The following is a 12,495-nucleotide window of genomic DNA, read 5'->3' as shown; positions in this document are numbered from 1 at the left end:
CGTGGGGAGGGATTCAGTCCTGGGCGGACCGGTGGCGCAAGCCGTCGGTGAGGTGCGGGGCGATCAGGCCGCGCATGACCTGATGCAATTTGGGATTGGCGGCGAGGACGCCACCGGTCTCGAAATGTTTATCGCCGCCTTCGAGGTCGGTGACGATGCCGCCGGCCTCCTGGATCAACAACACGCCCGCCGCCATGTCCCAGGGCTTCAGGCCGATTTCCCAAAAGCCATCCAAGCGGCCCGCCGCCACATAGGCCAGGTCCAAGGCCGCCGAACCGGCGCGGCGGATGCCGGCGGCATCCTTCAGCAAATCTTTGAGCATCCCCAGATAGGCGTCGAGATAGCTCTGGTCCTTGAACGGGATGCCGGTGCCGAGCAAAGCGCCGACCATGCCGACCTGCTTGGTGACACGGATGCGGCGGTTGTTCAGGGTCGCGCCCGCGCCCCGGGCGGCGGTGAACAGTTCCTGCTTGATGGGGTCGTAGACCACGCCCTTGTCGATCCGGCCCTTGTGCAACAGCCCGATGGACACCGCGAACTGGGGGAAGCCATGCAGGAAATTGGTGGTGCCGTCCAGGGGGTCGATGACCCAGACATGGTCGGCGTGGGCCGGGCCTTGCACGCCGCCCTCCTCGCCCATGAAACCATGGCCGGGATAGGCCCGCTGCAAGATGTTGATGATCTCGCGTTCCGCCTGGCGGTCCACGTCGCTGACGAAGTCGTTGCGCCCCTTGGGGGTGATGTTGAGGAGGTCCACCCGGTCCATGGCGCGGACGATGATATCGCCCGCCGCCCTGGCGGCGCGGATCGCGATGGTGAGCATGGGGTCCATGGTCGGATCGTTACCACTAAGCTGTCGATTGATGGGGAAAAACCCGCGGCCCCGAAGCGGCCCGCTGGCCGGGCCCGATAGTCCGCGAGGGCACAAGGTTATCAGAGTTCTGATAATATGCTGGCCCTTTTTCGCTTTGGACTTCCGCAACTTAGGATGAAACGCCTAGCGCATGTCAGGATCGTGCTGGTCGGCACCACCCATCCCGGCAATATCGGTGCCGCGGCCCGCGCCATGAAGAACATGGGGCTTTCCGACCTGGCCCTGGTGGCCCCCAAGGTCTTCCCCAGCGGCGAAGCCACCGCCCGCGCTTCCGGGGCCGACGATATCCTGGCCGGGGCCAAGGTCTGTTCCAACCTGGAGGAAGCCATCGCCGACCGCGAATTGGTGATCGGGGCCAGCGCCCGGCTCCGCGCCATCCCCTGGCCGCAACTCGATCCCAGGGAATGCGCCGGGAGGGTGGCGGGATCGCCCGTCAAGACCGCCCTCCTGTTCGGGCGCGAGCATTCCGGGCTGGACAACGAGGAACTGGAGCGCTGCCATTATCTGCTGCATATCCCCTGCGATCCCGCGTTCAGCTCCCTGAACGTGGCCGCGGCCCTGCAAGTGGTGGCCTATGAGTTGTTCCTGGCCTCGGCGGCGGAACCCAAGCCATTGCAAGCCCCCATGTCCCCGCTGGCGACGGCGGAACAGATGGAATCCTTCTACCAACACCTCGACACGGCTTTGCACGAGGTGCGCTTCCTCCACGAGAAGAAATCCTCGCCCTCGCTGATGCGGCGGCTGCGGCGCATCTTCAACCGGGTGCGCCTGGAACAAAAAGAAATCCATATCCTGCGCGGCATCCTCACCGCCGTGCAATTGCAACTGAAACGGCAAGGATCATCCACATGTGGGAAAAACTGAAGGCCGAGTACGGCTGCATCTTCGAGCGCGACCCGGCGGCCCAGTCCTATTTCGAAATCTTCACGATCTATCCCGGCATCCACGCGGTCCTGGTCCATCGGCTCAGCCACCGGCTGTGGAACCACGGCCTGAAATGGCCGGCCCGGTTCCTCTCGACCCTGGCCCGCTGGTGGAGCGGGGTCGAAATCCATCCCGGCGCCCAAATCGGGCGGCGTTTCTTCATCGACCATGGCATGGGCGTGGTGATCGGCGAAACCGCCACCATCGGCGACGATTGCACGCTCTACCACGGCGTGACCCTGGGCGGGACGTCCTGGCGCAAGGGCAAGCGCCATCCGACCCTGGGCAATGGCGTGGTGGTGGGGGCGGGGGCGAAGATCTTGGGGCCGATCACGGTGGGCGACGGCGCCCGCATCGGTTCCAATTCGGTGGTGTTGAAGAGCGTCCCGGCGGGGGCGACCGTGGTGGGGATTCCGGGCCACATGGTCAGTCCCGACCGCAAGGCCCAGGAAGAGCGCCGCCAGAACATCGCCAGCAAGCTGGGCTTCGACGCCTACGGCATGACCCCCGACATGCCCGACCCGGTCGCCCACGCCGTCAACCACATGCTCGACCATATCCAAGCCCTGGACGGCCAGATCGAAGCCCTCAAGCGGATGCTGAAACAACAAGGCTTGGAAGTCTCGGAGCCGCCGCTGCCCGAACTCGAACCCTGCGGTTTGCGGCAAGGCGGCGAAAAAGCGGAATAGGACGGGGCTATTTCCAGATCCTCAGGCGGAAATAACCCGGCTTGGCGTTGTCGCTCAATTGGATTTGCGAGGAGAACGAGCGGATTTCGCCGCGCTCCATGACTTCCAGGGTGGGCGTGACCCCATCGTTCTGCACCCCCAGCCGCGACATGCCCACCTGGATGCCCTGCGGATCGAAGAACAGGATATCCACCTGCGGGTGGATCAGGTTCAAACTGCCGTTGTGCATCACCATCTTGTACTCGTACACCCGGTCGTTGCCCTTGCCGGAGACCGTGAACACGACGTTCTTCACATAGTCCTGATCCATGGTCAACACCTTGTCGAATTCCAGGCGGGTCAGTTCCGGCAGGCCGCCCTTGCCCAGGGTTTCGATATCGGCCCTGAGCTTTTGCGCCTGCGGCCTCAGGATGTCCAATTCCTGCTGCTGTTTCCTTTCGGACAGGGTGAGTTCCAGGGTATCGGCCTCGGCGATGCTCATGCGGATATACGACACCAATAGATACAGGCTTTGCAGGGCCAGGAACACCGCGAGCACGAAGATCAGCTTGGTTTTGCGCGAGCCTTTCCGGGACTTGAGGCGGAAATTGTCGTTGGGGTCGTAGGGACGGGAACCGGAATTCCGGTAGCCCCGGCTTCTGGAAGAAGAGGAGTAATACACCGCTGGGTCTCCTGAGGGATGGGCCGCTGGACCTGGATCGGGCAGCGCGCCCGCGAGGGTCGGGCAAGTATAGCGCGGCCCCGCCGCCGCGCCGGTCCTAAACCCGAAATTCCCGCACCAGCCGCCGCAACCGCGCCAAATCCTCCGCCCGCGCCGTTTTCCCGTAGCGCAGTCCCAAGAATATCCCGGTGATCTGGCCGATGGTCGCGGAAACCTCGGGCCGCTCGGCCATGGCCCGCCGCGAAAAATCCAGCGGTCCTTCGCCCATGCGCTTGACCACGCCGCGCCGGGCCAATTTCCCCAGGAAGCGCCGATAGGCCAACACGGCGGGATCGGGCGGAAGTTTCCGGCGCGGCCAGAACAGCAAGGCCGCCGCGGCTCCGCACAGACCCAACAACCCCCCCATCCATAGCGCCAGCTTGCCCCAATCCACGATCCCAAGGCTGTCCCAGAACCGCCGCTGCTGCTCGGGATCGTAGGCCAGCACCCATTGGTTCCAGGCATGGTCGACACTGGCCCAGAGCATCCGGCCTTGCCGGACCCAATCGCGGAAACCCTGGGCGTGTCCGGCCAGCGCCTCGCCCACCGGGTTGAACATGACATCGCCTTCCGGGCTGGCCGCGTCCAGGTCGATGCCTTGTTCGATGCGTTCGGGCGCGACGGCGGCGGTGGGATCGATCCGGGTCCATCCCCGTTCCGGCAGCCAGACCTCGGCCCAGGCGTGGGCGTCGGCCTGCCGCACTTCCAGGAACCGGCCCACGGGGTTCCACGCCCCGCCCTGATACCCCGTCACCACCCGCGCCGGAATGCCCGCCACCCGCATCAGGTAGACGAAGCTGGTGGCGTAATGCTCGCAAAAGCCGCGGCGGGTCTCGAACAGGAAGCGCTCGATGGGATGGTCTTCCAGCGCGGGCGGATTCAAGGTGTAGAAGAAGGGTTCCTCGCGGAAATAGCGCAAAGCCCGCTGCGCCAGATCGCCGGGCCGGGCCGATTCGCCGCGCCAAGCCTCGACCAAGGTTTGGACGCGCCCGTCCGGTGGGCCGGGAAGTTGTAAGCCCTGGGCGCGTTCGAGGGGGCTTAACGGGCCGGTGCGGAAATCGGGTTGCGAAACCAACTCGAACCGGCGGCGGTCGTGGACCGGGTCTTTGGTCAATAGCAGGTAGTCCGCCGTCTGCGCCACATCGGACGGGAATCCGCCCGGCAACTCCAGGGCGAACAACCAACGGCGCTGATGCGGTTCCAGGGTGATGGCGTAGCGGTAGGACGGTCCGGAAAACCTGGGTTCCTGGTCGCGGTGCAACGGCTTGTCCACGGCCACATCCCAACGGATGCCGTTGGTATGCCAGAACACCGGACCGCGCCAATAGCGCAGGGCGTTGGGCGGCGGCGCGCTTTGGAAATCGACCCGGAACGCCGGTTCGGCGGAACGGCCCAGGTGGCTAATACTGCCGGGTTCGAGATTGTCGCTGAGGCCGGTCTTGGCGTGGCGCTCGTCGTCGGGCAGTTTCCACAAGGGACCGGGAAGCCGCGGGGAGAACATGAACAACACCAGCATGATCGGCACGGCTTGCGCCACCAGGGCGGAGGAACGCTTGAACGCTTCGACGGGGGCCAGGGCCGGGCCACCGCCCGCCCCGATCAAGACCCCCACCGACAGCCCCACCGCCACCAAGGTATACAGCGCCATGGGGATGGTCTGCGAGAACAGGTATTGGGTCATCGCCACGAAAAAGCCGAGGAAGATGACCAGATATACCTCGCGCCGGGTTTTCATCTCCATCAGCTTCAGCCCCAGGCCGACCAGGAACAGGGCCGAGCCACCTTCCCGCCCATAGAAGCGGTGGTAATGGACGTAGACCAAGGCCATCGCGCATAGCATCAACAAGCCCAGGGTCCATTTGCCGGGGCGCAGGCCGGGCCGCTCCACCGTGGCATAGCGCCAAGCCGCCAACAGGGCGAAGAAGCCGAACACCGTGGGATGCAGGTTGTTGACGTGGGGCAAGGCGACGAACACCAAGCTGAACAGCAGCAGTTTCTCGAAGGCGGCGGTCAGGGTATCGCGGAGCGGGATGGCGGTCATGGCTGGAACAGGGCGAGGGTTTCGAGGCAAAGGCGGCTGTGGGCGGCCCCGCAATCGGCGGCGATGCGGGTACCGGGCAGGCTGAGGGAATAGCGCAACCCGGCGGCTTCGGCATCGACGATCCAGCGGCACAAGCGGCTTAACCGGCTTTCGGTGTCGCCGCCGGGGGTTTCCTCGAACACCAGGGCCAAATCCTCGGCCTCGCCGCCCGCGTAGCGCTTGACTTGTGGATCGTGGCCCTTGGCGACGCCTTTCCAATGGATGTGCCGCAAGGGATCGCCCGCTTGATAGGCTTGGAAACCGTGGAAATCGTCGGCGCTGTGCGGTTGCCGGTTGAAGCGGCCATAGCCGCCCGAGACCGGGAAATCCATGGGCGTGGGCGCGGGCCGGGGATAGACCAGGACGCGCTCCTGGAAATTCAGCAGCGACCACGCATGGAACAGGCCCAACGGGAATTCGCTATAGACCCTGACCGTGCCCGGTTCCAGCCAGCCGCGCCGGGTGGCCGGGAGGCCCAGGGTGGGGTTGGCGGTGGTTTCGGCGGGGATGTCGATCCGTACCGGCTCCGCGCCCTTGCAGCGGCACCACACCGCGTAGCGCGGCAGATAACCGGAATTGACCACCGCGAGTTCCAAACGGGCCTGTTCGCCCGCGAACACCGGTTGACCGGGTTTGGGCCGGATCGACAGCCCGGCGAGGTTGCGATAGCCGTGCAACATCCCCAGCAGGGCGATGGCGACCAGGAGGAAGGTGAGGATGAAGCCCAGGTTGCTGCTGTAGTTGATCGAGGTCAGCCACAGGATGAACAAGAGCAAGGCCAGCCCCAGCCCGCGCTTGTTCGGCACGATGAAGATCAAGCGATGGGTCAGCACGATGGGGCCGGGCACCGCCTTATCGCCCCGGAAAAAGCGTTGCAGGTCGAAGCGTTGCTTGAGGGTGGGGGAAGGCATGGGTTGGAACTCGGTGTGCAGTGCGGGGCATGGGGCCCGAGGCCGCGGGCCCTCAAGCCCCAGGAGTCTTCAGATGACCGCGACTTGATCCAGCATCGGGCCGACCACGGCCTCGGCGGTCACGGCCCCGCTGCCCACGGGTTTCAGCCGATGGCCGCAGACCGGGGCCAGCACCGCCTGCACGTCTTCCGGTAATACCAACTCGCGGCCTTCGGTATAGGCCCAGGCCCGCGCCGCGCCCAGCAAGGCCAGCCCCGCCCGCGGCGACAGGCCGATTTCGTAGAGCCCCGATTCGCGGCTGAACCGCACCAAGGCTTGCACATAGCCCAGCAAGGCATCGGCGGCATGGATGGCCCGGATTGCCTCCTGCAGGCCACGCAATTCATCGGCGGGCAGGCAGACCGGCAGTTTTCCCAGGAGGCTATGGCGCTCCTCGCCCTTGTAGAGCGCCAGTTCCGAACGGCCGTCGGGATAGCCCAGGGTGATGCGCATCAGGAAGCGGTCGAGTTGCGATTCAGGCAGGGGGAAAGTGCCGATTTGATGGATGGGATTCTGGGTGGCGATGACGAAGAAGGGTTCGGGCAGGGGCCGGGTTTCGCCTTCGACCGTGACCTGGTGTTCTTCCATGGCTTCGAGCAGGGCGCTCTGGGCCTTGGGGGTGGAGCGGTTGATTTCGTCGGCCAGGATCATCTGGTGGAAGATCGGGCCGGGTTGGAACCGGAAGCTGTGGTTCTTGGCGTCGAAGATCGAAGCGCCCAGCACATCGGCGGGCAACAAATCGCTGGTGAACTGGATGCGCTGGTAATCCAATCCCAGCAGGTTGGCGAGGGTATGGGCCAGAGTGGTTTTGCCGACGCCCGGCACGTCTTCGATGAGGAGGTGGCCACGGGCCAGGAGGCAACACACCGCCAGCCGGATTTGGCGGGGTTTGCCGAGGATCACGGTATTGGCGGTCTTGAAGAGGGCGTCGAGGGAGTTGTGCATGGGGTGTTCGGATTGGGCTGGGCTGGGAGGTGGATGGGAAGTATAGGGTTTTATCGGATCGGGATGGCCGGAGTCGGTCGGGCTTCATCGTGTCGGGCAGGTCAACCGATAACCGGATGGATGGGGATCGAAACCCGCGCCCAAGCCCTCCGGTGAAACGCCCACCTATCCGGTCCAGGATGCCAATGGGGCTGTGGGGCGCCAAGGTGCCGGGAGCGCGATTTGACCGGGGTGGCGGGCGCATCTCATCCAGGTTTAGGTGGACGTTTGCGCCATGGGCGGTTTAGGGGTTTCCTGGCCGCGATGGTCGGAGCGGAGGTAGCGCCGTAGTTGTTCCTCGTCCAGGCTGAGCTTGATATCGCGTTGCGGGAATGGAATCTCGATCCCTTCCCGTTGGAAGGCTTCGTGGACGGCGAAGCACAGGTCGCTGGTCACTTGTTTGACCTTGTCCACGTCGTGCAGCACGGCGACCAGTTCCAGGTTGAGGGCGCTGTCCCCGAAGCTTTGGAAGAACACGGAGGGCGGCGGATTGTCGCGGATATCGGGATGCCCGAGGGCGATGTCCAGCAGCACCCGGCGGGCTTTGTGCGGATCGGCGTGGTAGGCGAGGCCGATGGGCAACAGTACCCGGCCGGTTTTGTCGGCATAGGTGCGGTTCATCACCGTGCCGGAAATCAGGCTGGAATTGGGGATGAACACCGAAGCCCGGTCGAAGGTGGAAATCTCGGTGGCCCGGACGCTGATTTTCTTGACATAGCCCTGGTATTCGCCGACCACCACCCAATCGCCGGCCTTGATGGGACGCTCCACCAGCAGGATCAAACCGGAAACGAAATTGTTGACGATGTTCTGCAATCCGAAACCGATGCCCACCGACAAGGCCCCGGCGATCATGGCGAGGTTGGATAAATCCAGCCCTAGGATCGACACCGCGATCATCAAGGCCAGGGCGAAACCGGCGTAGCCCAGGCCGGAGCGGATCGAGTTGCGGACGCCGGGATCGAGCCGGGTCTTGGGGAAAATCCTTTGGTCCAGTGCCTTTTGCAGCATCCGCGTCGCGAGCAGCAACCCCGTGAAGGACAACAGCGCCACCAGGATTTCGCCCAGCGACAGGTTGAGGTTCCCCAGTTTGAAACCCATGAAGGCGTTCCCGAGCCAAGCGGCGATATCCTTGCCCGGCACGCCCCAGAGCAAGGGCAGGGCCAGGGCCGCCAGCAGCAGGATCGAACAGCGCATGAGTCCCACCACCCAGAACGCCAGCATCTCCGCGCCCTCCTCGCCCAGGGCCAGGGCGGCGCGCAGGCGTTGGCCCTGGGGCGAGGCCGGGTTCAAGGCGTGTTCCACGGCTTCCTGGGCGATCCGGTTCAAGAGCGCGACCGTGGCGTAGAGTCCCAGGGTCAGCACCCATTGCGTCGCCAGCAGGCGCGACAAAGCCACATAGCCCAGCATGGCCGAGGCCGGTATCGCCGCGATCAGCAGCATCAAGCCGTAGCGGACCCGGTTCCATCCGGGCCGGGCCGGGTCCTCGGGCCAGATTCCCCGTCCGAGCAACTTGAGCAACGCCAGCGAAATCAAGGCACCGAACACGGATTTCTGTGTGGAGACCAATTCGACCGAAACATCGTACTGGTTGGCCAGTTCGCCCAAGACGCGGTCCAGCGCGAACAGGATCGCCAGCCCGGTGACGGTCCGGTTCAAAGTCCGGGCGCCTGGGTCGTGGATCGGCACCAGCCGCCAATCCGGTTGGTCCGGTGCCAGGGCCGAGCGGGCGAAGCCCGTCACGAAGAACAGCGCGGTCAGGGAAAGCAGGCCCACCCTTAGCACATCGGCCATGGCTTCCCCCGGCCAATCGGTGTAGAGCAGTCCGAGGTAGACGGCCAGCGCCGCCGCCGTGGGCAAGAGGGTCCGCACGAGGCCGGTGAATAGGGCGGTCCATAGGCGCTGCATATAGGTCGGCTCATCCTCGACCACGATGTAGCCGAATTTGCGGATCAGTCCGGCCCGCAGCGGGAACGCCAGTAATGCGGCCAAGGCCATCCCCAGGGCCAGGGGCCGTCCGATGGCTAGGATTGCCGCTGGCGTGGCTTTGTCCACCAGGCCGCGGTAGAGCGAGGCCAGGGCGGAACCCAGTTCGGGCAGGGCTTTGCCCCAGATGGCGGGGCTCAAGGGCGACGGGCTCCGGGTCAGGATGCGCCCGGTGAAACGGGTGCGCTGGGTGGCTTTGACCCCGGCGAGCAGGCGTCCGGCCCGGATGGAGGCCAGGTCGGCTTCCTTCACCACGCCTTCCAAGCTGGCGATCCCGGCATTGAGTTCCTTGCGCCGGGCCACGACGTTGGCGGCTTCCGGGGCCGCGCCTGCCGCCGGTGCCGGTCCCAGGGCTTCCAGGTCGCCCCGTAGGGTTTGGATATCGGGTTCGACTGTGTGGACGGCTTCCCTGGCCTGCGCGATCAGGTCGAGCAGGCGGTCGCGCCAATCGGCCAGCTTGCCGTCCGGGATATTGGGTTCCGCGGTCGCTTTTTCGGCCTCGTCGAGGCTTTTTTGCCATTCCTGCGCCCGGAAGCCCGGATTCGGGACGTCGGCGGTTTGGGCCAGCCCGGCGGCGGAGAGGGTTAAGGAGAGCAGGATCGGTAAACCATGAATCGGGTGGATGCGGGGGATAGGATGCTTCGGCATGAGGATTCGCAGGGTTGGGCGCGGCGCGGGATGGGGTTTCGTCCGCCCACCGGGAAGCTTCCCCGAATTCCCGGACGCCGGCGCGTAATAGGAACTAAAAAGAAAACCTTGTTATTATTGCCTTCCCGGTTTTTTGTGGATAAGTAGATTTTTTTATTTTAAATCAATAAGTTAGAGCGTTTTTTCCTGTGGAAAACTTGTGTATAAGCTGTGGATGGATTGTGGATAACCTGGGCTTTTCGGGGGTCTCGACGGGATAGGAAATTTTTTCCACAGCTTATCCACAGAGTTCAAGGGGAGTTATACAGTAGTTATCCAAAGACTTATCCACAGGGTGGGGCCGTGTCCAAAGTTATCCACAGGCCGGTCCGGGACGGTTGGAAAAGCCCGCGGTGGCGGCTTGCCGCATCCTGTGGATGTTTTCGGCCAGGGTGCCGCCGGGATGGAAGGCGCTGCGGGTGCCGGCCACCAAATCGGTGGCGCCGGCGGCGATGAGTCCTGGAATATTGTCGAAACCCACCCGGCCATCGACCTCGATGGGGATATCGAGTCCGAAGCCCCGGAGGTGGCGGCGGCAATCGGCCACCCGGCGCAGGGCGTAGGGCACCTGGGTTTCGTCCTTGTGCCCAGCGAAGCCGGGATTGATGAGCATCAGCAGGACGAAGTCCAGCCGGTCCACGCAATAATCCAGCACCGACAGCGGGGTGGTCGGCATCAGCGCCAGCCCGGCCTCGACGCCGCGCTCGCGGACGAGGCATAGCAGCCGGTCCACATGGAAGGCCGATTCGTAATGGAAAGCGATCCGTTCCGCCCCGATATCCAGCATTTCCCGGATGAAGAATTCGTTGTTCTCCACCATCAGGTGGACATCGAAGGGCAACCGGGTTTTGCGGCGGGCCTGCCGCACCAAATCCAATCCCAAGGGCATACTCGGGCTGAAATGGCCGTCGATCAGGTCGATGTGGAGGTAATCGGTGCCCGCTTCCTCCATATGCCGTAATTCGCGCTCGACATTGAGCAGGTCGCAGCAGATGAGGGAGGCGGAGATCGCGGGCGTGGCGGATATTCCGGGCCGGTCAAGGCCCGTCGCTGGCGGCGTGTTTTCCGGGGCTGGGGTAATCATGGGGTTTCCGTAGCTGGCTTTCCAATTGTTTGATCCGGTTTTCCAGATGGTCGATATGCTTCTGACCGGCTTCGTGCAATAACCCATTCTTATCCCAAAGCTCGACGATCAAGGCCTCCAGTTCCTTGACGCGGCTGTCGCGTTCGTCCAATAGGCGGCGCACCGCCTGCAACCCTTTATGGTCGGGGTTTTTGATCCAGGCTTGGGCCGGGGAAACGGGTTTTTTAATATCCTTGGGGCGGGTCCGGGCGACCAGGGCCGAGGTCAGTTGCAGCAAGCGCCGCCAGGATTCGGCATCGGGCCGGAAACCGGAATCCCCCTCCCGCCATTCGCACCAGAGTTTGGAACAACCGCCCTCCAGGTATTTCCCGTGCAAGAGATGGCTGCGTTTGACGATGGCGGCCGGGCTGTTCCAAATTTGCATCAAGGGGGTTTGATAAAGATTGCCGACGGGGTCGGAGAGAAAACACAGGGAAACATCGCCATTTTCGGTGATGAACATCGTGGACCAGGGATTCCGGCAGGTTTCGGTGCCGGTATGGCCGGTTTTCCCGGTATGGTGGAGGCCGGGGAACGGCCCGAATTCCGGGTGTATCTCGGGGGGAATCAAATGGGCGTAGCGGTTGCCGGGGCCGGAAGCGTCGGTTTCCGAATCGTCCTGGTCGGGCGTGAGGGTGCAGCCTTGTTCGTCCAGGAAGTCCGCCGGGAGTTTATGCGCGGCGAACAGCGAATTCAAACCGCTCCAGGCGATCCTATGGAAATAGCGGGCTTGATATTCCAATACATCGCGCAGGATCGCATGTAGCTCCGCGACCTCGCCCGCGTCGCACAGGACTTCGTCCACGATATCCGGTTCGCGCTCCTGGTTCCTGGCATCGACCAGCATGGTTTGGAAAGAGACCCGTTTAATCCCCAGGTCGATCATGAGGTCGAGGAATTGGGGGATTTCCCGGAAGTTGCTCCGCATGATGACGAAGAAGGAATCCAATACCGGATAGGGGCTGTTATGGCTTTGTTTTAACCGTTGCACCCGTTCGATATTGGCGACGACCTGGTCGAATTTCGCGCCCCGGCGCACACGCTCGAAGGTGGCGGCGGTACCGGCGTCCAGGGAAACGGTCATGGATTGCAAAGGCATGGCCACGATGCGCCGCGCCCATTTTTCATCGATCAAGGTGGCGTTGGTGCTGATACTCACGATGGGGCGTTGCACCAGGGCACCGATATCGTCCAATAAATCCTCGAAGCCGCGCAGGGCGAATACTTCGCCGCCCTGGATGCGCAGGGTGGAAAGATAGGGGTAGAACGCGGTCAGTTCCCGCCGCAGGTCGGCCCCGAGCTGGGCATCGCGGAATAGGTTATCGCGGTTTTTCCATTGGTAGCAATGGCGGCAATCGATATTGCAGCCATTGCCCATGACCACGGTCAGATAACTGGGCAGCGAATGCAGATGCAGCCTGCCCATATGGTATTCGGCTTTGTTCAGGTATTTATTATCCAGATAGGAAGTGATTTCATTGCTGATCATCGCGCCTCC

At 63.5% G+C, this 12,495-nt stretch carries 10 protein-coding genes; 2 read left to right on the top strand and 8 right to left on the bottom strand.

All coding sequences use genetic code 11. The features are described from left to right. Positions 1-13 precede the first annotated feature (13 nt). Positions 14-832 (bottom strand): inositol monophosphatase family protein, encoded by an 819-nt coding sequence (locus K5658_RS01125; protein WP_221065171.1) that lies wholly within the window; start codon positions 830-832, stop codon positions 14-16. Positions 833-988: 156 nt separating this feature from the next. Here K5658_RS01125 and K5658_RS01120 point away from each other — a divergent pair, with 156 nt between their 5' ends. Both K5658_RS01120 and cysE read left to right on the top strand, forming a co-directional pair. Further along, positions 989-1,738 (top strand): RNA methyltransferase, encoded by a 750-nt coding sequence (locus K5658_RS01120; RefSeq protein ID WP_221065170.1) that lies wholly within the window; start codon positions 989-991, stop codon positions 1,736-1,738. Then, entirely contained in the window at positions 1,723-2,487 is a 765-nt protein-coding gene (gene cysE / locus K5658_RS01115) for a serine O-acetyltransferase (protein ID WP_221065169.1), read from the top strand. Before K5658_RS01120 ends, cysE begins: the two co-directional genes overlap by 16 nt. A 7-nt stretch (positions 2,488-2,494) precedes the next feature. Here the strand turns inward: cysE and K5658_RS01110 are convergent, their stop codons facing one another. The 7 genes from K5658_RS01110 to K5658_RS01080 form a co-directional block, all read right to left on the bottom strand. Continuing rightward, positions 2,495-3,148 (bottom strand): hypothetical protein, encoded by a 654-nt coding sequence (locus K5658_RS01110; RefSeq protein ID WP_221065168.1) that lies wholly within the window; start codon positions 3,146-3,148, stop codon positions 2,495-2,497. A 97-nt stretch (positions 3,149-3,245) separates the two neighbouring features. Continuing rightward, on the bottom strand, positions 3,246-5,228 hold the full coding sequence (locus K5658_RS01105) for a transglutaminase TgpA family protein (protein ID WP_221065167.1): 1,983 nt from the start codon (positions 5,226-5,228) through the stop codon (positions 3,246-3,248). Further along, positions 5,225-6,178: a DUF58 domain-containing protein gene (locus tag K5658_RS01100; RefSeq protein ID WP_221065166.1), complete on the bottom strand. Its 954-nt coding sequence runs from the start codon at positions 6,176-6,178 to the stop codon at positions 5,225-5,227. Before K5658_RS01100 ends, K5658_RS01105 begins: the two co-directional genes overlap by 4 nt. Positions 6,179-6,247: 69 nt before the next feature. Next, on the bottom strand, positions 6,248-7,162 hold the full coding sequence (locus tag K5658_RS01095; protein WP_221065165.1) for an AAA family ATPase: 915 nt from the start codon (positions 7,160-7,162) through the stop codon (positions 6,248-6,250). A 255-nt stretch (positions 7,163-7,417) separates the two neighbouring features. Then, positions 7,418-9,835, bottom strand: coding sequence for a DUF3772 domain-containing protein (locus K5658_RS01090; RefSeq protein WP_221065164.1), 2,418 nt, complete (start codon positions 9,833-9,835; stop codon positions 7,418-7,420). 352 nt (positions 9,836-10,187) lie between these two features. After that, positions 10,188-10,958 (bottom strand): ribulose-phosphate 3-epimerase, encoded by a 771-nt coding sequence (locus K5658_RS01085; protein WP_221065163.1) that lies wholly within the window; start codon positions 10,956-10,958, stop codon positions 10,188-10,190. Next, positions 10,912-12,486, bottom strand: coding sequence for a radical SAM protein (locus tag K5658_RS01080; RefSeq protein ID WP_221065162.1), 1,575 nt, complete (start codon positions 12,484-12,486; stop codon positions 10,912-10,914). The genes K5658_RS01085 and K5658_RS01080 overlap by 47 nt, the downstream gene beginning before the upstream one ends. Between the last annotated feature and the right edge of the window lie 9 nt (positions 12,487-12,495).

The sequence above is a fragment of the Methylomagnum ishizawai genome (assembly GCF_019670005.1).
GTDB classification, from domain to species: domain Bacteria; phylum Pseudomonadota; class Gammaproteobacteria; order Methylococcales; family Methylococcaceae; genus Methylomagnum; species Methylomagnum ishizawai.
Note: the sequence above shows the minus strand (reverse complement) of the source record. Positions and strands in the feature narration are given on the sequence as shown.